We start from the raw sequence: 26493 nt of genomic DNA on the forward strand, positions 1-26493 counted from the left end.
CCCCACCGAAACGCCAAAGAAAAAGGCACCCCGCGGGGTGCCTTTTTTGTTTGCTGTCAAGGCGTTCAGCTGCCCAGCCACCAGCCGCGCCGCTTGGGCTTCGGCGGCTCGTCAGGGGCTGCTGCGGGTGCAGGCTCCACCGCCGCCGGGGCGGCTTCGGCCACAGGCTCCGGTTCCGGCGCAGGAGCGGGCTCGGGCGCGGCTTCCGCAGGCGCGGCTGCAGCAGGCTCAGCCTCCGCAACCGGCTCGGATGCGGCCTCAACCGCCTCAGCCTTGGCCTTGGACGTCTTGGCGGTCGTCTTGGCGGGCGTCTTGCGGGTCCGAGGCGCGCGGGTGCGCTTGGGCTTTTCGGCGGGCGCTTCCTCGGTCACGGCTTCGGCAACCGGTTCAGCCTCTGCCGCGACCTCGGCTTCGACAGCTGCCTCCGGCGCGGGCTCTGGCGCAGGTTCGGCCACGGCTTCGGGCTCGGCCTTAGGCGCATCGCCCTCGCCACCCTGATCCTCGTCCTCCTCGCCATCCTCGTCATCGCCTTCGGCGCGCCCATCTTCCATCCCGGCCTCGTCCGTCTTCTTCCGACGGCCACGGCCACCGCGACGGCGGCGGCGCTTCTTCTTGGGCTGCTCCTCGTCCTCGCCACGCGCGGCGGCGGGTGCGGCGACAGCCTGCGCCTCGTCCTCTTCGACCTCGATATCCTCGACCTCGACGACATCCTCGTCGATATCATTCATCAGGGCCGCATCCATGGACACGACGGGGCTGACCGCCGCGATGCGGCGTGTCGCGGTCTTGAACCGTTCGATCCGGTAATCGGGCGGCACCATGGCGGGGTCGGCCTCGACCCTTATCGCCATGCCGTAGCGCGCCTCGATCGCGGCCAGGTATTCGCGCTTTTCGTTCATCAGGTAGTTCACGATGGCGACGGGCGCTGTCACCTTGACCTCCTTGGCGCGACCCTTCGGCCCCTCTTCCTCCAGCTGGCGCAGGATGGACAGCGCAAGGCTGTCATCGGAGCGGATCAGCCCCGTGCCATGGCAATGCTTGCAGGGCTGGGTCGTGGCCTCCAGCATGCCGGGGCGCAGACGCTGGCGCGACATTTCCAGAAGACCAAAGGCCGAGATGCGGCCCACCTGGATGCGCGCGCGGTCGGTCTTGAGCTTGTCCTTCAGCCGCTTTTCCACGGCAAGGTTGTTGCGCCGCTCGTCCATGTCGATGAAATCGATGACGATCAGACCGGCAAGGTCGCGCAGACGGACCTGGCGCGCCACTTCCTCGGCGGCCTCGAGGTTGGTCTTGAGCGCCGTCTCCTCGATCGAGCCTTCCTTGGTGGCCCGGCCGGAGTTCACGTCGATGGCAACCAGCGCCTCGGTGATGCCGATCACGATATAGCCGCCCGACTTCAGCTGCACGGTCGGGTTGAACATGTCGGCCAGATACCCCTCGACCTTGTGCTTGGCGAACAAGGGCGTGGGGTCGGTGTAATGCTTCACGTTCTTGGCGTGGGACGGCATGATCATCTTCATGAAGTCCTTGGCGTGGCGATAGCCCGCCTCGCCTTCCACCAGGACCTCCTCGATCTCGCGGGTATAAAGATCGCGGATCGACCGGTGGATCAGGTCGCCTTCCTCGTAGATCGGGGCCGGCGCGATGGAGCGCAGCGTCAGATCGCGGATCTGTTCCCACTGGCGCTGCAGGTATTCGTAATCGCGCTTGATCTCGGTCTTGGTGCGCTGGCTGCCCGCCGTGCGGATGATCAGGCCCGCACCCTGCGGGACGTCGATTTCCTGCGCGATTTCCTTGAGCTTCTTGCGGTCGGCGGCATTGGTGATCTTGCGGCTGATGCCACCGCCCCGCGCCGTGTTGGGCATGAGCACGCAATAACGGCCCGCAAGGCTCAGATAGGTGGTGAGCGCTGCACCCTTGTTGCCGCGCTCTTCCTTGACGACCTGCACCAGCATGATCTGCCGGACCTTGATGACCTCCTGGATCTTGTATTTCCGGGGGCGCGGCTTGCGGGTCGGGCGGATGTCCTCTTCGGTGTCGTCATCGGCGACCGTTTCGGCGGCGGGGGCTGCCTCGCCCTCACCCTCGTGATCATGATCGTGATCGTGATCATGGTCATGATCCTGCGCGGCATCCTCCGCCCCGGCGTCTTCGGGTTCCTCGACCGGGGTCTCGGCGACCGTCTCCATCGGAGACAGACCTTCGAGCCTGTCGCCCTCGGCCTCGTCATCGCCCAGATCGACGACATCCATGCCCGATGGCCCGCCCGAGGCGGTGCCCGTCGTCACGGCATCATTGCCCGCGGCCTCAGCAGCCGTGTCCGACGCTTTGCGGCGGCGGGGCCTGCGGCCGCGCTTGGGCTTGGCGTCTTCCTCGGCCTCTTCGGCCATGGCTTCGGCGTATTCGCGTTCCTCGCGGAGCAGCGCTTCGCGGTCCGCGACCGGGATCTGGTAGTAATCGGGGTGAATTTCGGAAAACGCGAGGAACCCGTGCCGGTTTCCGCCGTAATCGACAAAGGCGGCCTGAAGCGAGGGTTCGACCCGCGTGACCTTTGCCAGATAGATGTTTCCTGCCAGTTGCCGCTTGTTCAGCGACTCGAAATCGAATTCCTCGACCTTGTGTCCGTCCGCCACGACGACCCGGGTTTCCTCCGGGTGCGTGGCATCGATGAGCATCGTCTTTGCCATTGTGTCCTTGCCCGTGACAGCCCGCGTCCCGGCCCCGGCGGCGCAAGCCACCCGAGCGTTGGAGAACGGTCACGATAGATGATGAAGGCGAGCATCGGGGGCGCGGCTGCGGCGGGGCTGTCGGCCCCGTTCCGTCTCACCATGTCTGCGCCCGAGCGGTGCATCGCGTCTGACTCCGACCGCGCCGGACGGTTCCGGTTCGGCCAATTCTGCCCCGTTGCAGGGGCGGTTCGGGATGGGCCGGGGGTGTTTTTGTGCCACCTGCGGCCCGAGTGACCTGCGCTCCCTGTCGCGCACGGTGTCCGGCGCGGATGGGGGATGCAGAGAAACCGGTTTGGGCTGGCGAAAGGCCAGCTTCGTCACATTAAGGGGCGCACGAGACAAAACGCAATGGCAATTCGTGCAAGACCCGTGGCCGGGGCACGGATCGCCCGCCCCGCGCCCGGACCGAAAAGCCCCGCCAGACCACGGGTTTAGAGGTAATCGGACCGGCTGAGCCCGTATTTCGCCATCTTCTCGTTCAGCGTCCGGCGCGGCAGGCACAATTCGTCCATGACGTTGGAAATCGACCCGCGATGGCGCCGCATCGTGTTGTCGATCAGCATCCGCTCGAAGGCTTCGACATATTCCTTGAGCGGCTTGCCCTCGCCGATCTGCTGCGGCGCGATTTCCGCATTGTCGGCCATCAGGAGCGAGGCGATGGACCCCGACCCCCGCCGCTGCTGCAAGATCGCGCGTTCGGCGATGTTGATGAGCTGGCGCACATTGCCCGGCCAGGGCGCCTGCAACAGCTGGGCCGCTTCCTGGGCCGTCACCTGCGGCGCATCGGTGCCGTATTCCTCGGCGAATTGCTCGCCAAAGCGGGTGAAGAGCGTCAGGATATCCTCGCCCCGCTGGCGCAAGGGCGGCAGGTCGATCCGCATCGCGGCCAGCCGGTAGAACAGGTCGGGCCGCAGGCTCGCCTCGCACATCTCGGGCTCGGGCGCGTTGCAGATCGCGACGATCCGCGTCTCGGCGGGCGTGCCCTGGTCGTTGATCGCCGTCAAAAGCCGCGCCTGCAGCGCTTGCGGCAGGCTCTCGATATCCTCGAGCACCAAGGTGCCGCCGCGCGCCTGTTCCATCAGGGGCTTGTCCTGATCCTCGCCCACCGGGCCGAACAGCATCGCCGCCAGCGTCGCCTCGTCATGGGCCGCGCAAGAGGTGGTGACGAAGCTCTTGCCCGCGCGCGGGCCCACCGCATGCAGCGCATGGGCCACCAGCGTCTTGCCGGTACCGGTTTCCCCCACGATCAGCACATGCCCATCGGCCTGCCCCAGGTCGAGGATATCCTCGCGCAGACGCTCCATCACGCCGCTCGTGCCGATCAGCTTGCGCATCAAGACCGTGCCGTCGCTCAATTCGCGGCGCAGCGCCCGGTTGTCGAGCGTCAGGCGGCGCTGCTGGCTCGCGCGCTTGGCCAGGTCGTTCATCCGGTCGGGGTTGAACGGCTTTTCGAGGAAATCATAGGCCCCGATCCGCATCGCCTCGACCGCCATGGGCACATCGCCATGTCCGGTGATCAAGATCACGGGCAGGCCGCTGTCGACCCCCATCAACCGCTTGAGAAAGGCCATCCCGTCCATGCCGGGCATCTTCACGTCGGTCACGACCACGCCCGGCCAATCGGGGCCGATGGCCTTCAGCGCCTCCTCGGCACTGGCATAGGTCTCGGTCTCGAACCCCGAGAGCGCCAACCACTGGCTGATCGACTGCCGCATGTCCTGCTCGTCATCCACGATCGCAATCTTCATCGCCCGTCGTCCTTTCCTTCGCCCGGCCGCATGGCTGCGGGCCGGTCCTACTGCGCCGCGCGGGCGCTGCCGCCCTCGATCCGGGGCAGGCGGATCTCGAAGACCGCGCCGCCGGTTTCCCCGTTGCGCGCGGTCAGCCTGCCGCCCAGATCGGCCACGATCCCCGACGAGATGGCCAGCCCAAGGCCCACCCCCTCTCCGGGTTTCTTCGTGGTGTAGAATGGCTCGAACAAGGCGTCGAGATCGTCAATCCCGTTGCCGTTGTCCCGCACCGTCAGAACCGCCTCCTCTCCCTCCGAGATCAGGAGGTCCAGTTCCCGCCGATCGACATCCCGCATCGCATCGAGCGCGTTGCGCAGCAGGTTGATGATCACCTGTTCCACCCGCAGCCGGTCGGCCATCACCATCACCGGCTGGCGCGGCAGGTTGCGCGTGATCTCGACCTTGGTGGTGCGCAACTGCGGCTCCATCATGGTGAGCGCGCCCTTCAGCGCATCCCGCAGATCGACGGGTTCCAGCGCGTCGCCACCCTTTCTGGCATAGGATTTCAGCTGCCGCGTGATCGCGCCCATCCGGTCGATCAGATCGTCGATCCGCTGGAAACTCGACGCCGCCTCCTCGATCCGCTTGCGTTGAAGCAGCAGCCGCGCGCCGGCCAGGTAGGTCTTCATCGCGGCGAGCGGCTGGTTCAATTCGTGGCTGACGGCCGCCGACATCTCGCCCAGGGCGGCCAGTTTCTGGCTCTGCGCAAGGCTCTGTTCGGCCTCCTCCAGCGTCCTCTCGACCCTCTGGCGCTCGGCGATTTCCCGCTGCAGGCGCCCGTTCAGCCGGCGAAGCTCTGCCGATTCCCGCGCCAGCCTGTCCGACCGCAACCGCGCGCGGCGGCTGATCAGGTAGAAACCGCCCGCAAGGATCAGGGCGAATCCCATGATCTCGAGCGCGAGGACCGCGTTGACCCGCTCGCGCACCGAGGCAAAGGCCGTGTAGCTCACGATGCGCCAGCCGCGAAACGGGATGCGGCTTTCCAGCCGGATCGTCTCGCTGCCGAAAAACCGCCGCTCCGCCTCGCCAAAGGCGAAATCGCCCGTCGCCTGCAGCGCGCGCTGGATGGCACTTTGCGGCGGCTGCAGCGCCAGCGCCTCGACCTCCGTGCGCCCCCGCCAGCGCGGTTCGGTGGACAAGATGATCTCGCCCTGGCTGTTGGTCAGAAACACCGCCTCCGCCGTGCCGCGCCAGCGCTCCACGATCCGGGCCAGGTCCACCTCGACCAGGATGACCCCCAAAAGCCGGTTGTCGGGCGTGCGCACTGCGCGCGAAAAGGTGAAATCGAACCGGCCCGTTTCGGGTTCATTCGAGGTGAACACCGTATCGGCCGACCGGCTCGCCTCGACAAAGAACGGGTCCGAGGTGCGCCTTTGCCCCAGCCTTTCGCGGTCGGTCGCCGCCACGATCCGCCCGTCGCGGTCCAAAAGCACGAGCGAGGCCGCACCCAGTTCATCCACGTAGGAAATCAGCCGCGCGCTCGTGTCCTGGTAACTGGTCGTCTCCAGCGCCCGCATCAGGACCGGATCGCGCGCCAACAGGAGCGGCACCACCGAATGGCGCTGCAATTCGGATTGGATCGTGCCCGAATAGATCGCAAGCCGGATCTCGGCGCGGTTGCGCGTCGTCTCGGTGAAGCGCTGCGTGAGCCAGGTGTTCGAGACCCAGATCGCCGCGATGGCCCCCGCAAGGAACACGACCAAAAGCCCGCGCAAGGCCCAGGTCCTGCGGCGCAGGCTGCGGTCGGCTCTGGTCTGGCTGTCCACGAGGCTCATGGCCGCCAAGGTAGAGGGGCCCGCCCCCGCGCTCAAGGGCAATGCCCGCTCAGGCCGCGACCAGCGCCTCGGCCAGCGTGCGGAACATCACCGCGCCATCCGTGCCGCCCTGGCCCGCGTCAATGACCCGCTCGGGATGCGGCATCAGGCCCAGAACACGCCGGTTGGGGCTCAGGATGCCCGCGATATCGCCCATCGCGCCGTTGGGATTGCCGATATAGCGAAACGCGATCCGGTCTTCCGCCTCGAGGGCCGCCAGCGTCTGCGCATCCGCGACGTAATTGCCGTCGTGATGGGCGATCGGATAGACCACCTCCTGCCCCGCCGCATATCCGGCGGTAAAGGCGCTGTCGGCCGTGCCCACGCTCAGGCGCTGCATCTTGCAGACGAATTTCAGCCCCGCATTGCGCATCAGCGCACCGGGCAGAAGCCGCGTCTCGCACAGGACCTGGAACCCGTTGCAGATCCCCAGCACATGACCGCCGCGCGCGGCATGGGCGCTGACCGCCTGCATCACCGGCGATTGCGCGGCAATGGCCCCGCAGCGCAGGTAATCGCCATAGGAAAACCCGCCCGGCACGCCGACCACGTCGACCCCCTCGGGCAGCGCGCCATCCTTGTGCCAGACCATCGTGGTCTCGAACCCCGCCGCGCGAAACGCCACCGCCAGGTCGCGGTCGCAATTCGAGCCGGGAAAGACGATGACGGCGGCCTTCACCCCTGCATCTCCACGCGGTAGCTCTCGATGACCGTATTGGCGAGCAGCTTTTCGCACATCGCCGTCACATCGGCCTCGGTCGCGCCCGGTGCCAGGTCCAGCTCGATCACCTTGCCCTGCCGCACGCCCTCGACGCCCTGGAAGCCCAGCGCCCCCAGCGCTGATTTCACCGCCTCGCCCTGCGGGTCCAGCACGCCCTGTTTCAACATCACGGTCACGGTGGCCTTCATCGCCCGCTTCCCTTCATCTTTCCAAAAATATGCATGCCGCGGCCTGCCGCGGGCGCATCGTCAGTTGATCAGCGTCGGCTTCGTCACGCCCGTCTCGCGCTGCGGCATGACGCCAAGACGCCGGGCCACCTCGGTATAGGCATCGGCAAGATTGCCCAGATCACGGCGGAACACGTCCTTGTCGAGCTTCTGGCCCGTCTCGATGTCCCAAAGCCTGCACGAATCCGGGCTGATCTCGTCGGCGACGATCAGGCGCATGTAATCGCCATCCCAGATCCGCCCGATCTCGATCTTGAAATCGACGAGCTTGATGCCGACCCCCAGCATCAACCCCGACAGGAAATCGTTCACCCTCAGCGCAAGGCTCACCATGTCATCGAGATCCTGCTGGGTGGCCCAGCCAAAGGCGATGATATGCTCCTCCGACACCATCGGGTCGCCCAGCTCGTCATTCTTGAAATAGAATTCGACGATGGGACGCGGCAGCGCCGTGCCTTCCTCGATCCCGAGCCGCTTGGAGATGGAGCCCGCCGCGACATTGCGCACGACCACTTCCAGCGGGATGATCTCGACTGCGCGGATCAGCTGCTCGCGCATGTTCAGGCGGCGGATGAAATGCGTCGGCACCCCGATCGCGTTCAGCCCCGACATGAAGAATTCCGACAGGCGGTTGTTCAACACGCCCTTGCCTTCGACGGTGGCGCGCTTCTCCGCGTTGAAGGCGGTGGCGTCATCCTTGAAATACTGAACCAGCGTGCCGGGTTCGGGGCCTTCATAGAGGATCTTGGCCTTGCCTTCATAGACCTTCTTGCGACGTGCCATGCTGTCTCCGGACATGTCTGGGGGTGGTGTGCGAACACCCGCGCCCGCTTCCTGATCGCGCCTATAGGGCAAAGCGCGCTGTGTCGCAAGCAAGCCGGGCATCGGCGCTTGCACCCCCCCGACGCAGGGTCGTAAGATCACGCCCAAAGGCCAATGACCAGACGGAGAGCTCCGCATGACCACTTTCGACGACCGCGAAGCCGCGTTCGAGACCAAATTCGCCCATGATCAGGAAATGCAGTTCCGCGCCGAGGCGCGGCGCAACAAGCTGATGGGCCTCTGGGTGGCCGAGATCCTCGGCCAATCCGCCGAAGAAGCGGCGGAATACGCCAAATCCGTGGTCAAGGCCGATTTCGAGGAAGCCGGCCACGAGGACGTGATGCGCAAGGTCCTGGGCGATCTGGGCGACCGCATCCCCGAGGGTGAGGTGCGCGCGAAATACGACGAGCTTCTGGCCGTGGCCAAGGCCCAGCTGATGACCGAGGTCTGAGGCCGCATCCCGCGACACGCGCGACCGACAGGACAGGCCCCGCCCCCAAAGGCGGGGCCTTTTCCATTCGCACATGAGTGCCGCTCATAACCTTCTTGCAGATTTTGCGCCTTGCTCATAACGCGCCAAGCCGTCACATGACCCTCGCGCGCATGATCCGACGGAGACCACGATGACATCCCCCCTTGCCCGGCTTCTGGAAACCCGCGACTGGCTTTTGGCCGATGGCGCGACCGGAACCACGCTGTTCAACATGGGCCTGCAATCGGGCGATGCGCCGGAACTGTGGAACGACGAACACCCCGACCGCATCCGCGCGCTCTACCAGGGCGCGGTCGACGCGGGCTCGGACATTTTCCTGACCAATTCCTTTGGCGGCACCCGCTCGCGCCTCAAGCTCCACAATGCCGAGGATCGCTGCTACGAGCTGAACAAGCGCGCCGCCGAACTCGGCCGCGAGGTCGCCGACAAGGCGGGCCGCCCCGTGATCGTCGCAGGCTCCATGGGCCCCACGGGCGAGATCATGGCCCCGATGGGCCCCCTCACCCATGAGCGCGCGGTCGAGATGTTCCTCGAACAGGCCAAGGGCCTGCGCGACGGCGGGGCCGATGTGCTCTGGGTCGAAACCATCAGCGCGCCCGAGGAATATGCCGCCGCAGCCGAAGCCTGCGGGCTCGCGGGCATGGATTGGTGCGGCACGATGAGCTTCGACACGGCCGGCCGCACGATGATGGGCCTGACCTCCGCCGGCATGGCCGAGCTGGTGGAAAAACTGGCCCACACGCCGCTGGCCTACGGGGCCAATTGCGGCGTCGGCTCGTCGGACCTGTTGCGCACGGTTCTGGGCTTCCGCGCCGCGGGGTCCGAGCGTCCCGTGATCGCCAAGGGCAATGCAGGCATCCCCAAATACCATGACGGCCACATCCATTACGACGGCACGCCCGAGCTGATGGCGCGCTACGCGGTGATGGCGCGCGATGCGGGGGCGACGATCATCGGCGGCTGCTGCGGCACCACGCCCGACCACCTGCGCGCGATGCGCCGCGCGCTCGAGGAAACGCCGCGCGGCACCGCCCCCACCCTCGACCAGATCACTGCGGAACTGGGCGGATTTTCCTCCGGTTCGGACGGCACCGATGACAACGGCCCCGCCGCACGCGAGCGCAGCGGACGCCGCCGCACCCGTACTTGACCCCGCAGGGTCGCGCCGCGCTTGGCCCATGTCGCATTTCGGCATTCTGCCCGCCGGAATTCCACTAGGACGAAATCAAGACCCGCGCGCGACCCGCGCATCCGCTACGAGCAGCGCACCACGCGCGCATCAGGTGACAGGAGACGCCAAGATGTCGGACGACAGTGACGAGATCATCCTTTCCGAACTCGACGACGAAGAACTTGTCGGCCAGATGTTCGACGACCTCTACGACGGCCTCAAGGAAGAGATCGAAGAAGCGGTCAACATCCTGCTCGAACGCGGCTGGACGCCCTATGACATCCTGACCAAGGCGCTCGTCGGCGGCATGACCATCGTGGGCAACGATTTCCGCGACGGCATCCTCTTCGTCCCCGAGGTTCTGATGGCCGCCAATGCGATGAAGGGCGGCATGGCGATCCTCAAGCCGCTGCTGGTCGAAACCGGCGCGCCGCGCATCGGCAAGATGGTCATCGGCACGGTCAAGGGCGATATCCACGACATCGGCAAGAACCTTGTGGCCATGATGATGGAAGGCGCGGGCTTCGAGGTGGTCGACCTCGGCATCAACAATGCCGTCGAAAGCTATCTCGGCGCGCTGGAAAGCGAACAGCCCGACATCCTCGGCATGTCCGCGCTCCTGACCACGACCATGCCCTACATGAAGGTCGTGATCGACACCCTCAAGGAAAAGGGCATCCGCGACGATTACATCGTGCTGGTCGGCGGCGCCCCCCTGAACGAGGAATTCGGCCGCGCCATCGGGGCCGACGCCTATTGCCGCGATGCGGCCGTGGCCGTGGAAACCGCCAAGGAATTCGTGCTGCGCAAGCACAACCAGATGGCGGCGCAAGCCTGACGTCGCAGGCTTCCCCGGCCCGGTGCCTTTGCCCCCGGCCGGGGAAGATATGCGCGCCCCGGCCTGACGGCACCATCCGCCGTCACGCGCCCTCCCCTAAGCGTCTGATTTCGCATGGGCGCCCGGCACAAAACCTGTTCCCGCTTTCGCGCAACATGCTTTAAGGCTGGCGCATGGCCGTTTCCGTCTTCATCGCACGCCGCATCGACGCGGGCCTGTTCGCGCAGGTCCACGAGCAGGTGTTCGACGCGCCCGTCGATGCGCATCTCCTGGAACGGTTCCTTGCCGCCGATCACCTCCATATCGCGGTGGCCGTCGACCGCGACCTGATGATCGGCATCTGTTCGGGCGTGATCCACCACAGCCCCGACCGGCCCGACAGCTTCTGGATCACCCGGCTTGCCGTGGCCCCGCCATGGCGGCGGCTGGGCATCGGCACGCGGCTTGTGATGACCGCCTCCGACCATGCCCGCCGCCTCGGCTGCCACGAGATCGCGGCCATGGCCCTGCCCGAGGATGCGGGCGTTCCGGCCTTTTGGGACAGCCTGCGATGGACCCGCACCGGCACCGGCGCGGGCCTCGTCTCATGCCCGCTCTGATCCTGCCCCTTGCGCTTTGGCCCGGCATTGTCTCTGGTCCGCGCCAGACCCCTCGCCGCGCCATGAAAGCCGCCTGATGCCTCCCCGTGACCTTCTTCTCGTGGCTGTCGTGATCCTCGCCTGGGGGTCCAATTTCTCGGCGATGAAGATAGCCTTGGCCGAACTTCCGCCCTTTCTCTTCGTCGGGCTGCGATTCGCGCTCCTGATCCCGCTCATCGCGATCTTTCCCCGCCCCGCCGGCTGGGGCGCGATCCTTGCCGTGGGCGCGCTGATCAACATGGGGCAATTCGCCTTTCTCTTCGGGGCCATGGCCGCCGATGCCAGCGCGGGCCTCGCCTCTCTCATCATCCAGAGCCAGGTTCCCCTGACCATCCTTCTGGCCTGGGCGGTCTATGGCGAACGCATCACGCTGGTGCAGGGCGCGGGCATCGCGCTGGCGGTGCTGGGGCTGGGCGGGATCGGCATGGTGGCGGGGGGCAACATCACGCTTCTGGGGCTGGGCCTGATCCTGTGCGGCGCGCTCAGCTGGGCCATCGGCAACCTTGTCCTGCGCCGCCTGCCCGGTGTCAGGATGCTGCCGCTGTTCGTCTGGGGCAGCCTTGTGCCGCCCCTGCCGATGCTCTGCCTGTCGCTTCTGACCGAGGGGCCCGCCCCCCTTGCCACGATCGCCGCCCTCAGCCCGGCGGGATGGGGGGCCGTGGCCTATGTGGCCATCGCCTCGACCGTGGTGGGCTATTCGATCTGGGGCACGCTCATGTCCCGCCACCCTGCAGCGCTTGTGACCCCTTTCGCGCTCTTGATCCCGCTCGTGGGCATGGCGACGGCGGCCCTCGTTCTGGGCGAAAGGATCACCTTGGGCGAAACCCTGGCCGGCCTTCTTGTCCTGACGGGCCTTGCCCTTGCCGTTCTTGGCCCCCGCCATGCCGCACGCAGGGCTAGGCGCGCGCCCCCGCCCGCGCCATGATCGCGCCATGACAGGGATCGACGACCAAATCCTCACCGACACGGGCCTGCCCCCCGAGGGGCGGGGCCGCATCCTCCTGATCGGCTGCGGGGCGCTCGCGCGCGAGGTGCTCGACCTCAAATCCGCCAATTCCTGGGACCATCTCGACCTGCATTGCCTGCCCGCGATCTTGCACAACCACCCCCAGAAAATCCCCCAGGCGGTGGAGGATGCCGTCACCGCGCGCCGCGCCGATTATGCGGAAGTGTTCGTCCTTTACGCCGATTGCGGCACCGGCGGGCTTTTGCAGGCCACCTGCGAGCGCTTGGGCGTCTCCATGCTGCAAGGGCCGCATTGCTACAGCTTTTTCGAGGGCAATACCGCCTTTGCCGCCCGAGACGAGATCACGGCCTTCTACCTGACCGATTTCCTCGTCCGCCAATTCGACGCTTTCGTCACCAAGCCCTTGGGCCTCGACCGCCACCCGCAATTGCGCGACATGTATTTCGGCAATTACACGAAACTGGTCTACCAGGCCCAGACGGACGACCCGGAATTGACCGAAAAAGCAAAGGCTTGCGCGGCATTCCTCAAGCTTGACTTCGAGCGGCGCTTCACCGGCTACGGCGATCTGGAAACCGCCCTCCGCAACCTCTGACCAACCGGAAAACGCAGGTTTTCGCCCCCTCAGCCCGAAACCTTCTCCGCCGCCAGAAGCCTGATCCGCTCGACCATCGCGCGCAGCCCGTTGGAGCGTTGCGAGGACAGGTGATCGTTCAACCCCAGCCGCGCCAATTCGCCGCCCGCATCCACCTTCAGCACCTCGCCCGCGCTCAACCCATCATACAGCGCATGCAGAACCGCGATCAGCCCGCGCACGATCATCGCATCGCTGTCGCCCCTGAACCGGAACACCGCGCCTGCGCCCTCGCCCTCGATCTGGGGCAGGATCCAGACCTGGCTCGCGCAGCCCTCCACCTTGGTGGCGGGCACTTTCACCGCCTCCTCCAGCGGGTCCATCGCCTTGCCCAATTCGATCACATGACGATAGCGGTCTTCCCAATCGTCCAGAAACTCGAAGGTTTCGGCGATCTCCTCGAAGGCGGGGCTGGCCATGGGCATCTCTCCGGGCAGTCTGTGGCGGTTCCGCCCCTGACCTAGGCCCATGGCATCGCCCCGTCCAGAGGCGCTTTCCTTCGCGCCGCCCATGCGCTACCCAAGACACGGACACGACCCGACGGAGACACAAGATGCTGCGCGCAACCCTCGCCCTGGCCCTGATCCTGAGCCTTGCAGCCTGCGGCACCCGTCTCAATCCGTTCAACTGGTTCGGCGGCGACCGCGAGGAACGCATCGCCGTGACAGAAACCGTGGCCGAACCCACCGATGCGCGCCGCCTCGTACCCGAAGTCGTCGATCTCGCCGTCGATGCCACGGCGCAGGGCGCCATCGTCCGCGCCATCGGCCGCCCCCCCGTGCAAGGCTACTGGGAGGCCGAACTGGTCGAGGTTGCGCGCGAGGGCAGCAGCATCACCTACGAATTCCGCGTTTTCCCGCCCCTGACCCCCACGCGCGAAGGAACGGCGCAGTCGCGCGAAGTGATCGTGGCCGCATCGCTGAGCAATTTCGACCTGGCCGGCATCCGCACCATCACCGTGATCGGCGCGGAAAACCGCCGCTCGGTCAACCGCCGCTGACCCGGCGACCCAGCGTCTCAGACCGGAACGATCCTGACCCGCTCGCCTTCGGCTGACAGCGCCACCTCACCGCGCAGCAGCCGCAGCGCATCCTCGCCGAACACCTCGCGCCGCCATCCCGTGGCCCAAAGCCCCTGATGGTCGCCACAGGCGATATCGTCGAGATCCGAGGACGAGGCGATGAGCTTGGCCGCCACCCCCGCTTCCTCGGCCTTGGCCTTCAAGAGAACCCGCAACAGGTCGGCCAGCGCCGAATTCAGGTTCGACCGATCCCGCCCCTCGAGCGCCTTGGGGTGCTTGTCGGCGGGCATGTCCAACCCGCGCTGCACGGCGGCGATCAGCCCGTCGGCGATATCGCCCTTGCGCGCATCGCGCAGCAAAAGCCGCGACTTGCCCAGATCGTTGAGGCTGCGCGGCTTGGTCGAGGCCAGCTCCAGCAGCGCATCATCCTTGATGACACGGCTCCTCGGCACGTTCTTGTCCTGCGCATAGCGTTCGCGAAACGCCGCCAGCTCTTGGGCGATGGCCAGCGTCTTGCCCGAATTGGTGCGGATCTTGAGCCGCTTCCACGCCTCCGACGGATCGACCACGTAGCTTGACGCATCCGTCAGCGCAGCCAGCTCCTCCTCCAGCCAGGCGGTGCGGCCCGTGCGCTCCAATTGCTTGGCCAGATGCTCGTAGATCTGGCGCAGATGGGTGACATCGGCCAGCGCATAGGTCTTTTGCGCATCGCTCAAGGGCCGGCGCGACCAATCGGTAAAGCGCGAGGATTTGTCGAGCGGCGCGCGCGCGATCTTGCGCACCAGCGTCTCGTAGCCGACCTGATCGCCAAAGCCGCAGACCATGGCGGCCACTTGCGTGTCAAACAGGGGCCGGGGCACCACGCCGCCATCGACGTGGAAAATCTCCAGATCCTGCCGCGCGGCGTGGAACACCTTGACCACGCCCGGCGCGCGCATCAGCTCCCACAAGGGCTCCAGCGACAGCCCCTCGGCCAAGGGGTCGACCAGCACCGCATCGGCATCATCCGTGCCCGGCAGCGCCAGCTGCACAAGACAGAGCTGCGCGAAATAGGTCCGCTCGCGCAGGAATTCCGTATCGACCGTGACATAGGGGGCCTGCATGGCCCGGGCGCAAAAGGCGGCAAGCGCGTCGGTGGTGGTGAGCGTCTGGATCAAGCGTCGGATCTTTTCTCGGCCATGGGAAAAACTCTGCCGGTGATAGGCGAGGCTTGGCCGATTGAAAAGAGCCTGCGCAACGCCCCCCGGCCACGGTCGCCGCGACCGGGGGTGTCTCCGCTGGCAGGACGCGAGGGTGATCTCGCCGCCCCACGGCCGCCAGCATGCCCCGAAATGATTAAAGCAAAGTAAAGCAGGGGAACGAGGCGCAAAGCCGCGTGACGCCTCCGCGCTGCGGCCAATCCCCCCGCGCGCCCCGCCACCCCCGCGCCCCCTGTTAGCGCAAACCCGCGATGTTTCCGCTAACGGTTACGCTAGCACACCGAAACGGAACGCATTTTTCCTTGGCCCCGCGGGTATGCTCCGGTATGCCGCACCCAAGACCTGACGCGACAGATCACGGAGACCGCCATGACCATCACCCTCGGCATCAACGGTTTCGGCCGCATCGGGCGCTGCACGCTGGCCCATATCACCGAAGCCGCGCGCAACGATGTCCAGGTGGTCAAGATCAACGCGACCGGCCCGATCGAAACCAACGCCCATCTCCTGAAATACGACAGCGTCCATGGCCGCTTCCCCGGCGAAGTGCGCGTGAACGGCGACACGATGGACCTTGGCCGCGGCCCGATGAAGGTGTTTTCCACCTACGACCCCGCCGAACTGGATTGGGAAGGCTGCGATGTCGTTCTCGAATGCACCGGCCAATTCAACAACCGCGACGCCGCCGCCGTGCACCTGACGCGCGGGGCCAAGCGCGTGCTCGTCTCCGCCCCCGCCAAGAACGTGGACAAGACCATCGTCTATGGCGTGAACCACCGCGAATTGCTGGCCGAACACCATGTGGTCTCGAACGGCTCCTGCACCACCAATTGCCTCGCACCGCTGGCCAAGGTCCTGAACGACGCCATCGGGATCGAACGCGGGATCATGACCACGATCCACAGCTACACCGGCGACCAGCCCACGCTCGACCGCCGCCACAAGGATCTCTACCGCGCGCGCGCCGCCGCGATGGCGATGATCCCCACCTCCACCGGCGCGGCCAAGGCCCTCAAGGAGGTTCTGCCCGAACTCGAAGGCCGTCTTGACGGCACGGCGCTGCGCGTGCCCACGCCCAATGTCTCCTGCGTCGACTTGACCTTCGAGGCGAAACGCGACGTGACCGTCGCCGATGTGAACGAGGTGATCCGCGAAGCCGCCGAAGGGCACATGCGCTCGGTCCTCGCCTATGACCCGGAACCCAAGGTTTCGATCGACTTCAACCACACCACCCATTCCTCCATCTTCGCCCCCGACCAGACCAAGGTCGTCGGCGGCCGCACCGTCCGGGTGCTGGCATGGTATGACAACGAATGGGGCTTCTCCGCCCGCATGGCCGATGTCTCCGCCGCGATGGGGCGTCTCTTGCACTGATAGCCAGCGCCGATCCGACAAGGGCGAAGGCCGTGCGCTGCGGGGAGGCAGCGCACGGCCTTTCTCTATGCGGAATTGGCGCAAATCCCCCCTGAACCGCAGTTGCAGATGCCTCCATCCCCGGTTCGCATCCCCAAAACCCAACCCCGGTCCAATGGTGCGCCGGGGCGGCGGCGGTCATCTCTCCTCTCGTCACGGCGCCGCATCCCGCCGCGCCCCATGATCGGAGATACGACAATGACCCGCATTCTTGCCGCCACCCTCGCCGCAACACTTGCCCTGTCCGGTACCGCCATGGCCTCGCCCGACGCGCAGGTGCCCCAGGACACCCAGGCCGCCATCCGCACCCTCCTTGAGGCGCAAGGCTACGAAGTCCGCCAGATCGAGACCGAGGACGGAATGTTCGAAGCCTATGCGCTCAAAGACGGCGAACGCTACGAGATCTACATCAACGCCGACATGCAGATCGTCCGGACCCAGCGCGACGACTGATCCCTCCCCGTCGCCGCTTGCGGGGGCGACAGGCCCAAGCTGCCGCCCCCGCCATCACCCACACCCCCAAGGACGATAGCCATGACCCGCCACCCCGTCTGGGACCCGTTCATCCGCCTCTTTCACTGGGCGCTTGTCGCGGGCTTCGCCGCCAATGCGCTCTTCACCGATGACGAAAGCACGCTCCACGAATGGGTGGGCTATGCCGTCGTGGGCCTGATCGCCGCCCGGCTGATCTGGGGCCTGATCGGCCCGCGCCACGCCCGTTTCGCCGATTTCCTGCCCAGCCCCCGCGCCGCCCTGCAACAGGTGCAGGACATCGCCACCGGTCGCCACCGCGTCTACCTTGGTCACACGCCGCTGGGGGCCTTGATGATCCTGAACCTGCTCCTCACCATCCTCCTGATCGGCGCGACGGGCTACATGATGACCACCAATGCCTTCTGGGGCGTCGAATGGGTCGAGGAAGCGCACGAGGTTCTCGTGGGCTGGGCCGAGATTTCCGTCCTCGTCCACATCGCCGCCGTGATCTGGGAATCCTTCCGCACCGGCGTGAATTTGCCGCAAGCCATGATCTCGGGGGTCAAGTCGGTGCCCGACGATGCTACGATCGTGAAATGATGCGTGGCTTGTCCGAAAACCCCGCGGCCCTGGCCGCGCTCATCCTCGCACAGGCGGCCTGTGCGGGGGTGTTTCTCTTCGACGTGGTGCTCGACGGGGGCGAATTGACCCGGCTCTGGCCGCTCGACTGGCATTTCGGGGTCGAGGCGGCGGCGGTTCTGGGCCTGATCGCGGGCATCGCCTTTGAAATCCGGGTGCTCCTGCGGCTTCTGGCGCGCAAGGCGCATCTGGAACGGCAGGTGTCGATGGCCGCCAGCGCCCTTCATGACGTGATCGAGGCGCATTTCCGCAAATGGGGCCTGACCGCATCGGAACACGACGTGGCATGGTTCACGGTCAAGGGTCTGCCCATCGCCGAGATTGCCCGCCTGCGCGGCTCGGCCGAAGGGACGGTGAAAAGCCATCTCAACGCCATCTACCGCAAGGCCGGGGTGACGAACCGGGGCGAATTGCTGAGCCTGCTGATCGAGGATCTGATGGACAGCCCCGATCCCGCCCCCCTGCCCCAGGCGCTTCCGGCGGGCGGCTGACCGCCTTTGCCCCCTTTGCCCCGCCGCCTGTCCGTGGCAGGGTCTCCCCGACGCAAGGGGTAGGCCATGAACACGGCAACATCGATCTTTCTGGTCCTGTGCATCGCGGCATTCCTGATGGTGGATGCCACGATCTTCGACTGGGACCTGTCGCTGTCGCTCGCCCGGCGCTTTGCGGGGCTTTTGAACTGGCTCGCCTTCTGGCGGTAGTCTTGCGCGGGCCTGCCCGAAAACCGGGCAGATGACCGCTTTGGCCCTCGGCCCGCCCCCGGCCCCCGTTGCCCTGTGCCGCGACGCTGGCTAACACTCCGCTGACGGTGACACGCCCGACCGGCCGGCAACAGGCCGCGCGGCCAACAGCGAAGGATGAAAGATGGCTCAGGATCGGATCGACCTTTTGCGGCGCGCGGCGCTGACGCTTTGCGCAGGCCTCATCGCGGCGGCGACCCTGCCGCTTGCGGCAAGCGCGCAGGAAAACACGCCCCAGGATCCCCGCCTGCATACCCCCGGCCAATTGACCGTCGCCACCGGCGACCCGGTCTATCCGCCGTGGATGATGAACAACGACCCCGCCAGCGGCGAAGGCTTCGAGAATGCGCTCGTCTATGCTTTGGCCGAGGAAATGGGCTTTGACCGCGACCAGGTGGTCTGGCTGGGCGAAACCTTCGAACAATCCATCGCACCGGGCGCGAAAGCCTATGATTTCGCCATCCAGCAGATCTCCGTGACCGAGGCGCGCTCCCAGATCGTCTCCTTCAGCCAGGTCTATTACCAGCCGCAAAAGGCCGTGATCGCGCTGCCCGGCACGGCGGCTGAGACCGCAACCAGTTTCGAGGATCTGCGCGGCCTGCGCTGGGGCGCCGTGATCGGCACGACCGACAATGATTACCTCGTGAACGTCCTGGGCATCACCGATGCCGCGATCTACAACGAACAGGTCGACGTGTTTCAGGCGCTTCAGGCAGGCCAGATCGACGCGACGCTCGCAGCCCTTCCCACCGCCCTCTTCGTGACCGCCGTGCAGGTCCCCGATGCCTCCATCGTGGCGCTTCTGCCGCCCGACGAGAATGACAACGGCCATGGCCTGCTGTTCGAATTCGGCAATCCGCTCGTGACCTGGGTGGACGAGGCGCTCTCTGCCCTGATCGAACGCGGCACGGTCGATGACCTGGTGGCAACCTGGCTTGTCGCCGACCCGGACCTGCCCGTCATCGCCGAATGAGCGACGACACCCCAGACCATCGCGCGCGGCGGGGCCCGCCCCCGCCGCCGCCCAGACGCGGCTTTGACTGGCGCGCCGCGGCGCTGCCATCCGCCATCAGCGCCATCTCCATCCTGATCGTCTTCGGCGCACTCGGCTGGGCCATCACCTCGGCCGAGCAATGGCCGCGCATCCGCCTGCAATTCTTCAACCTCGACGCCATGATCGCGGCCTTCCCCCGCGTGCTGCAAGGCTTCTGGGTGAACATACAGGTCTGGCTGACCGTCCTTGCGGCCATCCTCGCCTGGGCGCTGGCGCTTGCCATCCTGCGCAGCTTGCGCGCGCCGTGGTTCGCGCCCTTCCGCCTGATGGTCGTGATCTACATCGACCTTTTTCGCGGCGTCCCGGTCCTTCTGCTCGTCCTCCTTTTCGGCTTCGGCATCCCGGCGCTGAACCTGCCCGGCCTGCCCAATTCGGGCCTGTTCTGGGGCGGGGTCGCCATGGTGCTGAGCTATGCCGCCTACGTGGCCGAGATCTACCGCTCGGGCATCGACGCGGTCCACGAGGGCCAGCGCGCCGCCGCCAGATCGCTGGGCCTGACCGAATGGCAGACGCTGCGCTACGCGATCCTGCCCCAGGCGCTCCGCAACGTGGTCCCCGCGCTGATGAACATCGTCGTCGCCCTGCAAAAGGACGTGGCGCTTCTGTCGGTCATCGGCGTGCGCGACGCGGTGCGCGAGGCGCAGATCTACACCGCCACGACCTTCAACTATTCCTCGCTGATCGTGGCGGCCGGTCTGTTCCTTCTGGCAACCATCCCGATGGCCCGGCTGGCCGATTACCTCACGCGGCGCGACCGGATGCGCCGCTTGCAGATGGCGGGCTGAGCGATGACACCGATGATCGAGATCGACGAAGTCACCAAGTATTTCGGCCAGAAACTCGTGCTCGACCGCGTGTCGCTGACCGTGAACCGGCATGAAACCATCTGCCTGATCGGGGCCTCGGGGTCGGGCAAATCCACGCTCCTGCGCTGCGTCAACCGGCTGGTGGACCACGATTACGGCACGATCCGGCTCGATGGCATCCCCAACGACGACCCGTCCTTCGGCAAGACGGGCCTGCAAAAACGCGCCTCCATCGTCTTTCAATCCTACAACCTCTTTCCGCACATGAACGTGCTCGACAACATCACGCTCGCCCCCCGCCGCGTGCATTCTGTGGCCCGCGCCGAGGCCGAGGATCGCGGCCATGCCATCCTCGCCCGCTTCGGGATGGACGGCTTTGCCCGCGCCTATCCCGAACAGCTCTCGGGCGGGCAGCAACAGCGCGTGGCCATCGCCCGCGCGCTCATGACCCGGCCCGATGTCCTCCTGCTCGACGAGATCACGGCAGCCCTCGACCCCGAACTGGTGGGCGAGGTTCTGGCCATCATCCGCAGCCTCAAGGACGAGGGGATGACGATGATGATCGTCACCCATGAAATGGCCTTCGCCCGCGACTGCGCCGACCGCGTGGCGTTTCTGGCCGATGGCGACATCCTCGAGATCGACGCCCCCGAGCGGCTCTTTTCCAACCCCGCCCACGACCGCACCCGCCGCTTCCTGCACCGCATCACCGAGGCGGGGAGACTCTAGCTCCCCCCTTTTCTTTGCGCGCCACTCAGGCTACACAGGCGATGTTACCGCTAACAGCGCCACCCGCACAGGCGCGATACGCGATCATCGGGAGAGAGACATGGCCGTCAAAGTCGCCATCAACGGATTCGGACGCATCGGCCGCAACGTGCTGCGCGCCATCGTCGAAACGGGACGCACGGATATCGAGGTGGTCGCGATCAACGACCTCGGCCCGGTCGAGACCAACGCCCATCTCCTGCGCTTCGATAGCGTCCATGGCCGATTTCCTGCCACCGTCACCACGACCGAGACGACCATCGACGTGGGCCGTGGCCCGATCGAGGTGACGGCGATCCGCAACCCCGCCGACCTGCCCTGGTCCCATGTCGACATCGTGCTCGAATGCACCGGCATCTTCACCGACAAGGACAAGGCGCAGGTCCATCTCGAAAACGGCGCCTCCCGCGTTCTGGTCTCGGCCCCCTCCAAGGGCGCGGACAAGACCATCGTCTATGGCGTGAACCACAAGACGCTGACGGCGGGTGACCTGATCGTCTCGAACGCATCTTGCACCACCAATTGCCTCGCCCCCGTCGCCCATGTCCTGCACAAGGCCATCGGCATCACCCGCGGCTTCATGACCACGATCCACAGCTACACGGGCGACCAGCCGACGCTCGATACCATGCACAAGGACCTCTACCGCGCGCGCGCCGCAGCCCTCTCGATGATCCCGACCTCGACCGGGGCTGCCAAGGCCGTGGGGCTTGTCCTGCCCGAACTGAACGGGAAACTCGACGGCGTGGCGATCCGGGTGCCCACCCCCAATGTCTCGGTCGTCGACCTGACCTTCGAGGCCGCCCGCGACACGACGCCCGAGGAAATCAACCAAGCCATTCATGCAGCCGCCGCCGATGGCCCGCTCAAGGGCATCCTCGGCGTGACCGACGCGCCGCTTGTCAGCAGCGATTTCAACCACGATTCCCATTCCTCGATCTTCGCCACCGACCAGACCAAGGTGATGACGGGCAACCTGTGCCGCGTGCTCAGCTGGTATGACAACGAATGGGGCTTTTCGTGCCGCATGGCCGATACCGCCGTCGAGATGGGCAAGCACCTGTAACGGGCGGGCACCGTCGGATTTGCATATTTGGGGAAAGATGAAGGGGGAGGCCCGCTTCCCTCTCCCGCCCGCGCAGGATAAGCCGGTCCGGCAAGCGCGCGGGGGGTGCGGTCATGGACAATCTCAAGGGCATGGGCTGGATGACGCTGGCCATGCTCGCCTTTGCGCTCACCGACATGGTCCTGGTCTTTGCCACCCGCGCCCTGCCGGTCGGTCAGGTCCTGTTCCTCTTCGGGCTGGGAGGCGCGGTTCTGTTCGGGCTTTGGGCCGGCATGCAGGGGCACCGCTGGGTCAGCCCGGTCCTCTTGATGCGGCCCGTGATGGTCCGCAACGGGGCGGAGGTTCTGGCCACCGTCAGCTTCGTCTTCGCGCTCTCGCTCATCCCGCTCTCGACGCTGTCGGCGGTGATCCAGGCCAATCCGCTGCTGGTGACGCTCGGGGCGGCACTGTTTCTGGGGGAAAAGGTCGGCTGGAAGCGCTGGCTTGCCATCGTGGTGGGGCTCTTCGGGGTGCTCTTGATCGTGCAGCCGGGGGCGGCGGGATTCGATCCCAACATCTGGCTGGCGGTCGCGGCCGCCATCGGCCTGTCATTGAGGGATCTGGCCACGCGCCCCGTGCCGCGCGACGTGCCGACGCCGCTTCTGGCCAGCTACAGTTTCGCCGCCGTCTCGGTGGCGGGGCTTGCCGTCATGCCCTTTTCGGGCGGCTGGACCACGCCCACCCCCGTCATGGCGCTGATCATTCCGGGAGGCGTGCTTCTGGGCATGGTGGCCTATTTCGCCATCACCGCCGCCATGCGCGTGGGCGAGATCGCGGTCGTCACACCCATGCGCTACACGCGCCTCGTCTTTGCCTTTGCCATCGCCATGATCGTCTTCGACGAAAGCCTCGATGCGCTGACCATTCTGGGTGTCGCCATCGTCGTGGCCACGGGGCTTTTCACGCTCTGGCGCGAGCGCCGGGCGCGCGGCTGACCTGTCGCACACGTTACCGCAACCACATGCTTCGCTTGGGGCCGACCCCTTGCTATAGAGCGCGCAACACGAAATCAGGGGGAGCCCCATGAGCATCATCATCGACATCCACGCCCGCGAGATCCTCGACAGCCGGGGCAATCCCACCGTCGAAGTGGACGTGACGCTGGAAGACGGCACCGAAGGCCGCGCCGCCGTGCCCTCGGGCGCCTCGACCGGCGCCTACGAGGCGGTGGAAAAGCGCGACGGCGACAAGAGCCGCTACATGGGCAAGGGCGTGCTGCAGGCCGTCGCCGCCGTGAACGGCGAGATCGCCGAGGCGCTGGTGGGCTTCGACGCGACCGAACAGGAAGCCATCGACGCCGCCATGTGCGAGCTGGACGGCACCGACAACAAGTCGCGGCTCGGCGCGAATGCGATCCTGGGCGTCAGCCTCGCCGTGGCCAAGGCCGCCGCCGATTACAGCGCGCAGCCGCTCTACCGCTATGTCGGCGGCACGGCAGCCCGCATCCTGCCCGTGCCGATGATGAACATCATCAACGGCGGCGAACATGCCGACAACCCGATCGACATCCAGGAATTCATGATCATGCCGGTGGCGGCCGAGAGCATCGCCGATGCCGTGCGCATGGGGGCCGAGGTCTTTCACACCCTGAAGAAAGAGCTTTCGGCAGCCGGCCTCTCGACCGGGATCGGGGATGAGGGCGGCTTTGCCCCCAACCTCAGCTCCACCCGCGACGCGCTTGATTTCATTCTGAAATCCATCGAGAAAGCGGGCTACAAACCCGGCGATGACATGATGCTCGCGCTCGATTGCGCGGCCACCGAATATTTCAAGGACGGCCGCTATGTCCTTGCCGGGGAAGGAAAAAGCCTGACGCCCGAGGAAAACGTCGCCTTTCTCGCGGCGCTTGTCGACGATTACCCGATCCTCTCGATCGAGGATGGCTGTTCCGAGGATGACTGGGAGGGCTGGCGCGCCCTGACCGAGGCCCTGGGCGACCGGGTGCAGCTGGTGGGCGACGATCTTTTCGTCACCAACCCCGAGCGCCTGGCCGAAGGCATCGCCAAGGGCTGCGGCAACGCTCTCCTGGTCAAGGTCAACCAGATCGGCACGCTGTCGGAAACCTTGGCCGCCGTCAGCCTCGCCCATCGCAACCGCATGACCTGCGTCATGTCCCACCGCTCGGGCGAGACCGAGGATGCGACCATCGCCGATCTCGCCGTCGCCACCAATTGCGGCCAGATCAAGACCGGCTCGCTCGCCCGCTCCGACCGGCTGGCGAAATACAACCAGCTGATCCGGATCGAGGAAGCCCTGGGCGACACGGCCATCTACGCCGGGCGGAGCATCCTGCGGGGATGACCCCCCAGGCCCTCATCTTCGACGTCTTCGGAACCTGCGTCGACTGGCGCAGCTCCGTCGCGCGCGAGGTGGGGGCCGTCCTGCCCCGGGTCGATGCCACCGCCTTCGCCACCCTCTGGCGCGCCGAATACGACCCCGCCATGGCCCGCATCCGGGACGGCGGGCGGGGCTATGTGCCGCTCGACGATCTCCACCGCGAGAACCTGCACAAGGTGGCGGGCGATCTTGGCGTGACCGCGCCCGACAGCCTCTCCCATGCCTGGGAAAAGCTCGATCCCTGGCCCGACGTGGTGCCGGGTCTCCTGGCGCTCAAGACCCGCCACATCATCGCGCCCTGTTCCAACGGCTCCATCGCGCTGATGACCCGCCTCGCGAAACACGCCGCCCTGCCCTGGGATTGCATCCTCGGCGCGGACATCGCGCAGGATTACAAGCCCAAGCCGGGTGTCTACCGCGCCTCCTGCGCCGCGCTGCGCCTGCCGCCCGAGGCGGTGATGATGGTCGCGGCCCACAATGACGACCTGCACGCTGCCCGCGCCGCGGGGCTCCAGACCGCCTTCGTCCCCCGCCCGACCGAACATGGGGAACGGCAGACAACCGATCTTGTCCCCGATGCCGACTGGGACGTGATCGCCCCGGATTTCCTCGACCTCGCAAGGCAGCTTGCCCCATGAATGCCGACCAGATCATCGCCCATCTGAACCTCGCCCCCCATCCCGAGGGCGGGTTTTACCGCCAGACATGGGTGGCGGAAAACGCCGGCCGCCCCAGCGGCACCTGCATCTATTTCCTCCTCAGATCCGGACAATCGAGCCATTGGCACAGGGTCGACGCGACCGAGATCTGGCTCTACCACGCGGGCGCCCCCCTCATCCTGTCCCTGTCGGACAGCGACCAAGGCCCCGCCACCGACCACCTCCTCACCCCCGACTTGGCCACGGGCGCGCCCCAGATCATCGTGCCCGAACACCATTGGCAGGCCGCGCGCACGACGGGTGATTTCACCCTCGTCTCCTGCACCGTCTCGCCGGGTTTCTCCTTTTCCGGCTTCACGCTGGCCCCGCCGGGCTTCGATATCCCGCGCCGGTAAAGCCTGTCGCGCAAGAACGGGAACCGGTTTTGCGCATCCGGAACAGACGCACCAGACCCCCATCACGATCCGTGAACGCCCGCATCGCGAATTCGCGCTCGCACCCCCGCGCGCCTTGCGCTACGCCGCCGCCATGACCGCAGCCACGACCCAGACCGGCGACAGCCCCTCGGGCTTTCTCTATGCCACCTCGGCCTATCTCATGTGGGGCTTCCTGCCGCTCTACATGAAGGCCCTCGCCCATATCCCGCCGGTCGAGATCATCGCCCATCGCATCTTGTGGTCCATCCCCATCGCGGGCCTCGTCCTGCTCCTTCTGGGGCGCACAGGCGACCTGATCCGCGCGCTCAAGACACCGCGCATGGTCGCCATGGCCGCCGTCACCGCGGCCCTCATCTCGATCAACTGGGGCGTCTATGTCTGGGCCATCGCCAATGACCGCGCGCTCGATGCGGCCTTGGGCTATTACATCAACCCGCTCTTTTCCGTGGCGCTCGGCGCGGTGCTGCTGCGCGAACGGCTGGCAGGCGTGCAATGGCTGGCCGTGGGCCTTGCCGCGGTGGCCGTCACGATCCTGACCCTCTCGGCGGGCGTCGTGCCCTGGGTGGCGCTCGTCCTGATGACGACCTTCGGCCTCTACGGCTTCCTGCGCAAGACGCTCCCCATCGGCCCCAACCAGGGCTTCCTGCTCGAGGTTCTGCTGCTATCCCCCCCGGCACTCGCCTATCTTCTGTGGCTGGGGCCAGAGGGCCATTTCCTGGCCACCAGCTGGCGCGATACGGCGCTCCTTCTGGGCACGGGGGCGGTCACCGCCATCCCGCTCATGCTCTATGCCAATGGGGCCAAGGGCTTGCGGCTCTCCACCATCGGCATCTTGCAATACATCGCGCCGACGATGATCTTCCTGATCGCGGTCTTCGTCTTCGCCGAACCCTTCGGCCCGGCCCGCGCCGTGGCCTTCCCGCTGATCTGGGCGGCCCTCATCCTCTACACCGGCTCGATGATCCGCACGGCCCGCAGCGCCCGCGCCTGATCCCTT

Annotated in this window: 30 protein-coding genes; 22 read left to right on the forward strand and 8 right to left on the reverse strand. The window is 66.4% G+C overall.

The window, feature by feature from the left end:
• Nucleotides 1-65 precede the first annotated feature (65 nt).
• On the reverse strand, nucleotides 66-2687 hold the full coding sequence (locus AABA51_RS08875) for a ribonuclease E/G (protein ID WP_338271401.1): 2622 nt from the start codon (nucleotides 2685-2687) through the stop codon (nucleotides 66-68).
• 78 nt (nucleotides 2688-2765) lie between these two features.
• On the opposite strand from AABA51_RS08875, the gene AABA51_RS08880 reads away from it, so the two are divergent.
• Nucleotides 2766-2963, forward strand: coding sequence for a hypothetical protein (locus tag AABA51_RS08880; RefSeq protein ID WP_338271402.1), 198 nt, complete (start codon nucleotides 2766-2768; stop codon nucleotides 2961-2963).
• A gap of 197 nt (nucleotides 2964-3160) precedes the next feature.
• Here the strand turns inward: AABA51_RS08880 and AABA51_RS08885 are convergent, their stop codons facing one another.
• Genes AABA51_RS08885 through purC form a run of 5 tightly spaced genes read right to left on the reverse strand, consistent with a single transcriptional unit; the run spans nucleotide 3161 to nucleotide 8064 of the window.
• Entirely contained in the window at nucleotides 3161-4477 is a 1317-nt protein-coding gene (locus AABA51_RS08885) for a sigma-54-dependent transcriptional regulator (RefSeq protein WP_338271403.1), read from the reverse strand.
• Nucleotides 4478-4524: 47 nt separating this feature from the next.
• Nucleotides 4525-6294: a sensor histidine kinase gene (locus AABA51_RS08890; RefSeq protein WP_338271404.1), complete on the reverse strand. Its 1770-nt coding sequence runs from the start codon at nucleotides 6292-6294 to the stop codon at nucleotides 4525-4527.
• A gap of 49 nt (nucleotides 6295-6343) precedes the next feature.
• The gene (gene purQ, locus AABA51_RS08895; protein ID WP_338271405.1) at nucleotides 6344-7012 is read right to left on the reverse strand and encodes a phosphoribosylformylglycinamidine synthase subunit PurQ; all 669 of its coding nucleotides are present in this window, start codon (nucleotides 7010-7012) and stop codon (nucleotides 6344-6346) included.
• Nucleotides 7009-7242 carry a phosphoribosylformylglycinamidine synthase subunit PurS gene (gene purS, locus AABA51_RS08900; protein WP_338271406.1) on the reverse strand — a complete coding sequence of 78 codons (234 nt, stop codon included), beginning with the start codon at nucleotides 7240-7242 and terminating at the stop codon, nucleotides 7009-7011. The genes purQ and purS overlap by 4 nt, the downstream gene beginning before the upstream one ends.
• 60 nt (nucleotides 7243-7302) lie before the next feature.
• A complete protein-coding gene (gene purC, locus AABA51_RS08905; protein ID WP_277823314.1) occupies nucleotides 7303-8064 on the reverse strand; it encodes a phosphoribosylaminoimidazolesuccinocarboxamide synthase in 762 nt (253 codons plus the stop codon).
• 175 nt (nucleotides 8065-8239) lie between these two features.
• Here purC and AABA51_RS08910 point away from each other — a divergent pair, with 175 nt between their 5' ends.
• The 6 genes from AABA51_RS08910 (at nucleotide 8240) to AABA51_RS08935 (ending at nucleotide 12805) form a co-directional block, all read left to right on the forward strand.
• Nucleotides 8240-8554 (forward strand): DUF1476 domain-containing protein, encoded by a 315-nt coding sequence (locus tag AABA51_RS08910; protein ID WP_338271407.1) that lies wholly within the window; start codon nucleotides 8240-8242, stop codon nucleotides 8552-8554.
• 172 nt (nucleotides 8555-8726) lie between these two features.
• The gene (gene bmt, locus AABA51_RS08915) at nucleotides 8727-9746 is read left to right on the forward strand and encodes a betaine--homocysteine S-methyltransferase (protein WP_338271408.1); all 1020 of its coding nucleotides are present in this window, start codon (nucleotides 8727-8729) and stop codon (nucleotides 9744-9746) included.
• Nucleotides 9747-9897: 151 nt separating this feature from the next.
• On the forward strand, nucleotides 9898-10605 hold the full coding sequence (locus AABA51_RS08920) for a corrinoid protein (RefSeq protein WP_338271409.1): 708 nt from the start codon (nucleotides 9898-9900) through the stop codon (nucleotides 10603-10605).
• Between the two features lie 173 nt (nucleotides 10606-10778).
• On the forward strand, nucleotides 10779-11204 hold the full coding sequence (locus AABA51_RS08925) for a GNAT family N-acetyltransferase (protein ID WP_338271410.1): 426 nt from the start codon (nucleotides 10779-10781) through the stop codon (nucleotides 11202-11204).
• Nucleotides 11205-11280: 76 nt separating this feature from the next.
• Nucleotides 11281-12168: an EamA family transporter gene (locus AABA51_RS08930; protein ID WP_338271411.1), complete on the forward strand. Its 888-nt coding sequence runs from the start codon at nucleotides 11281-11283 to the stop codon at nucleotides 12166-12168.
• 7 nt (nucleotides 12169-12175) lie between these two features.
• Nucleotides 12176-12805 carry a DUF1638 domain-containing protein gene (locus AABA51_RS08935; RefSeq protein ID WP_338271412.1) on the forward strand — a complete coding sequence of 210 codons (630 nt, stop codon included), beginning with the start codon at nucleotides 12176-12178 and terminating at the stop codon, nucleotides 12803-12805.
• Between the two features lie 29 nt (nucleotides 12806-12834).
• Here the strand turns inward: AABA51_RS08935 and AABA51_RS08940 are convergent, their stop codons facing one another.
• The gene (locus AABA51_RS08940; RefSeq protein WP_338271413.1) at nucleotides 12835-13263 is read right to left on the reverse strand and encodes a SufE family protein; all 429 of its coding nucleotides are present in this window, start codon (nucleotides 13261-13263) and stop codon (nucleotides 12835-12837) included.
• Nucleotides 13264-13397: 134 nt separating this feature from the next.
• Here AABA51_RS08940 and AABA51_RS08945 point away from each other — a divergent pair, with 134 nt between their 5' ends.
• Nucleotides 13398-13844, forward strand: coding sequence for a hypothetical protein (locus AABA51_RS08945; protein ID WP_338271414.1), 447 nt, complete (start codon nucleotides 13398-13400; stop codon nucleotides 13842-13844).
• A 17-nt stretch (nucleotides 13845-13861) separates the two neighbouring features.
• On the opposite strand, the gene rnd is transcribed toward AABA51_RS08945, so the two are convergent.
• Nucleotides 13862-15019, reverse strand: a complete 1158-nt coding sequence (gene rnd / locus AABA51_RS08950; protein ID WP_338276502.1) for a ribonuclease D — start codon at nucleotides 15017-15019, stop codon at nucleotides 13862-13864.
• Nucleotides 15020-15433: 414 nt separating this feature from the next.
• On the opposite strand from rnd, the gene gap (AABA51_RS08955) reads away from it, so the two are divergent.
• From gap (AABA51_RS08955) to rarD, 14 genes are all read left to right on the forward strand, one after another.
• Nucleotides 15434-16438, forward strand: a complete 1005-nt coding sequence (gap, locus tag AABA51_RS08955) for a type I glyceraldehyde-3-phosphate dehydrogenase (RefSeq protein ID WP_338271415.1) — start codon at nucleotides 15434-15436, stop codon at nucleotides 16436-16438.
• Between the two features lie 237 nt (nucleotides 16439-16675).
• The gene (locus AABA51_RS08960) at nucleotides 16676-16930 is read left to right on the forward strand and encodes a PepSY domain-containing protein (protein ID WP_338271416.1); all 255 of its coding nucleotides are present in this window, start codon (nucleotides 16676-16678) and stop codon (nucleotides 16928-16930) included.
• An 81-nt stretch (nucleotides 16931-17011) separates the two neighbouring features.
• The gene (locus tag AABA51_RS08965) at nucleotides 17012-17551 is read left to right on the forward strand and encodes a cytochrome b/b6 domain-containing protein (protein ID WP_338271417.1); all 540 of its coding nucleotides are present in this window, start codon (nucleotides 17012-17014) and stop codon (nucleotides 17549-17551) included.
• A gap of 8 nt (nucleotides 17552-17559) precedes the next feature.
• On the forward strand, nucleotides 17560-18081 hold the full coding sequence (locus AABA51_RS08970) for a helix-turn-helix transcriptional regulator (RefSeq protein ID WP_338271418.1): 522 nt from the start codon (nucleotides 17560-17562) through the stop codon (nucleotides 18079-18081).
• A gap of 66 nt (nucleotides 18082-18147) precedes the next feature.
• A complete protein-coding gene (locus AABA51_RS08975; RefSeq protein WP_338271419.1) occupies nucleotides 18148-18291 on the forward strand; it encodes a hypothetical protein in 144 nt (47 codons plus the stop codon).
• Nucleotides 18292-18454: 163 nt separating this feature from the next.
• Nucleotides 18455-19303 (forward strand): ABC transporter substrate-binding protein, encoded by an 849-nt coding sequence (locus AABA51_RS08980; protein ID WP_338271420.1) that lies wholly within the window; start codon nucleotides 18455-18457, stop codon nucleotides 19301-19303.
• Nucleotides 19300-20169, forward strand: coding sequence for an amino acid ABC transporter permease (locus AABA51_RS08985; RefSeq protein WP_338271421.1), 870 nt, complete (start codon nucleotides 19300-19302; stop codon nucleotides 20167-20169). The genes AABA51_RS08980 and AABA51_RS08985 overlap by 4 nt, the downstream gene beginning before the upstream one ends.
• A 12-nt stretch (nucleotides 20170-20181) precedes the next feature.
• On the forward strand, nucleotides 20182-20919 hold the full coding sequence (locus tag AABA51_RS08990; RefSeq protein WP_338276504.1) for an amino acid ABC transporter ATP-binding protein: 738 nt from the start codon (nucleotides 20182-20184) through the stop codon (nucleotides 20917-20919).
• 100 nt (nucleotides 20920-21019) lie between these two features.
• On the forward strand, nucleotides 21020-22024 hold the full coding sequence (gap, locus tag AABA51_RS08995; protein ID WP_338271422.1) for a type I glyceraldehyde-3-phosphate dehydrogenase: 1005 nt from the start codon (nucleotides 21020-21022) through the stop codon (nucleotides 22022-22024).
• A gap of 113 nt (nucleotides 22025-22137) precedes the next feature.
• On the forward strand, nucleotides 22138-22998 hold the full coding sequence (locus AABA51_RS09000) for a DMT family transporter (RefSeq protein ID WP_338271423.1): 861 nt from the start codon (nucleotides 22138-22140) through the stop codon (nucleotides 22996-22998).
• An 88-nt stretch (nucleotides 22999-23086) separates the two neighbouring features.
• On the forward strand, nucleotides 23087-24364 hold the full coding sequence (gene eno / locus AABA51_RS09005) for a phosphopyruvate hydratase (protein ID WP_338271424.1): 1278 nt from the start codon (nucleotides 23087-23089) through the stop codon (nucleotides 24362-24364).
• A complete protein-coding gene (locus AABA51_RS09010; protein ID WP_338271425.1) occupies nucleotides 24361-25038 on the forward strand; it encodes a haloacid dehalogenase type II in 678 nt (225 codons plus the stop codon). Before eno ends, AABA51_RS09010 begins: the two co-directional genes overlap by 4 nt.
• Nucleotides 25035-25454 carry a cupin domain-containing protein gene (locus AABA51_RS09015; RefSeq protein WP_338271426.1) on the forward strand — a complete coding sequence of 140 codons (420 nt, stop codon included), beginning with the start codon at nucleotides 25035-25037 and terminating at the stop codon, nucleotides 25452-25454. Before AABA51_RS09010 ends, AABA51_RS09015 begins: the two co-directional genes overlap by 4 nt.
• 133 nt (nucleotides 25455-25587) lie before the next feature.
• A complete protein-coding gene (rarD, locus tag AABA51_RS09020) occupies nucleotides 25588-26487 on the forward strand; it encodes an EamA family transporter RarD (protein WP_338271427.1) in 900 nt (299 codons plus the stop codon).
• Nucleotides 26488-26493: the final 6 nt, after the last annotated feature.

It is taken from the genome of Roseicyclus marinus (genome assembly GCF_036322625.1).
Taxonomy (GTDB): Bacteria; Pseudomonadota; Alphaproteobacteria; order Rhodobacterales; family Rhodobacteraceae; genus Roseicyclus; species Roseicyclus marinus_A.

Bases quoted from the DNA above. Each gene is read 5' to 3' on its own strand.
- AABA51_RS08875 (WP_338271401.1), bottom strand. From the start codon at position 2,687: ATGGCAAAGACGATGCTCATCGATGCCACGCACCCGGAGGAAACCCGG.
- AABA51_RS08880 (WP_338271402.1), top strand. From the start codon at position 2,766: ATGATGAAGGCGAGCATCGGGGGCGCGGCTGCGGCGGGGCTGTCGGCC.
- AABA51_RS08885 (WP_338271403.1), bottom strand. From the start codon at position 4,477: ATGAAGATTGCGATCGTGGATGACGAGCAGGACATGCGGCAGTCGATC.
- AABA51_RS08890 (WP_338271404.1), bottom strand. From the start codon at position 6,294: ATGAGCCTCGTGGACAGCCAGACCAGAGCCGACCGCAGCCTGCGCCGC.
- purS (WP_338271406.1), bottom strand. From the start codon at position 7,242: ATGAAGGCCACCGTGACCGTGATGTTGAAACAGGGCGTGCTGGACCCG.
- purC (WP_277823314.1), bottom strand. From the start codon at position 8,064: ATGGCACGTCGCAAGAAGGTCTATGAAGGCAAGGCCAAGATCCTCTAT.
- AABA51_RS08910 (WP_338271407.1), top strand. From the start codon at position 8,240: ATGACCACTTTCGACGACCGCGAAGCCGCGTTCGAGACCAAATTCGCC.
- bmt (WP_338271408.1), top strand. From the start codon at position 8,727: ATGACATCCCCCCTTGCCCGGCTTCTGGAAACCCGCGACTGGCTTTTG.
- AABA51_RS08920 (WP_338271409.1), top strand. From the start codon at position 9,898: ATGTCGGACGACAGTGACGAGATCATCCTTTCCGAACTCGACGACGAA.
- AABA51_RS08925 (WP_338271410.1), top strand. From the start codon at position 10,779: ATGGCCGTTTCCGTCTTCATCGCACGCCGCATCGACGCGGGCCTGTTC.
- AABA51_RS08930 (WP_338271411.1), top strand. From the start codon at position 11,281: ATGCCTCCCCGTGACCTTCTTCTCGTGGCTGTCGTGATCCTCGCCTGG.
- AABA51_RS08935 (WP_338271412.1), top strand. From the start codon at position 12,176: ATGACAGGGATCGACGACCAAATCCTCACCGACACGGGCCTGCCCCCC.
- AABA51_RS08940 (WP_338271413.1), bottom strand. From the start codon at position 13,263: ATGGCCAGCCCCGCCTTCGAGGAGATCGCCGAAACCTTCGAGTTTCTG.
- AABA51_RS08945 (WP_338271414.1), top strand. From the start codon at position 13,398: ATGCTGCGCGCAACCCTCGCCCTGGCCCTGATCCTGAGCCTTGCAGCC.
- gap (WP_338271415.1), top strand. From the start codon at position 15,434: ATGACCATCACCCTCGGCATCAACGGTTTCGGCCGCATCGGGCGCTGC.
- AABA51_RS08960 (WP_338271416.1), top strand. From the start codon at position 16,676: ATGACCCGCATTCTTGCCGCCACCCTCGCCGCAACACTTGCCCTGTCC.
- AABA51_RS08965 (WP_338271417.1), top strand. From the start codon at position 17,012: ATGACCCGCCACCCCGTCTGGGACCCGTTCATCCGCCTCTTTCACTGG.
- AABA51_RS08975 (WP_338271419.1), top strand. From the start codon at position 18,148: ATGAACACGGCAACATCGATCTTTCTGGTCCTGTGCATCGCGGCATTC.
- AABA51_RS08980 (WP_338271420.1), top strand. From the start codon at position 18,455: ATGGCTCAGGATCGGATCGACCTTTTGCGGCGCGCGGCGCTGACGCTT.
- AABA51_RS08985 (WP_338271421.1), top strand. From the start codon at position 19,300: ATGAGCGACGACACCCCAGACCATCGCGCGCGGCGGGGCCCGCCCCCG.
- AABA51_RS08990 (WP_338276504.1), top strand. From the start codon at position 20,182: ATGATCGAGATCGACGAAGTCACCAAGTATTTCGGCCAGAAACTCGTG.
- gap (WP_338271422.1), top strand. From the start codon at position 21,020: ATGGCCGTCAAAGTCGCCATCAACGGATTCGGACGCATCGGCCGCAAC.
- AABA51_RS09000 (WP_338271423.1), top strand. From the start codon at position 22,138: ATGGACAATCTCAAGGGCATGGGCTGGATGACGCTGGCCATGCTCGCC.
- eno (WP_338271424.1), top strand. From the start codon at position 23,087: ATGAGCATCATCATCGACATCCACGCCCGCGAGATCCTCGACAGCCGG.
- AABA51_RS09010 (WP_338271425.1), top strand. From the start codon at position 24,361: ATGACCCCCCAGGCCCTCATCTTCGACGTCTTCGGAACCTGCGTCGAC.
- AABA51_RS09015 (WP_338271426.1), top strand. From the start codon at position 25,035: ATGAATGCCGACCAGATCATCGCCCATCTGAACCTCGCCCCCCATCCC.
- rarD (WP_338271427.1), top strand. From the start codon at position 25,588: ATGACCGCAGCCACGACCCAGACCGGCGACAGCCCCTCGGGCTTTCTC.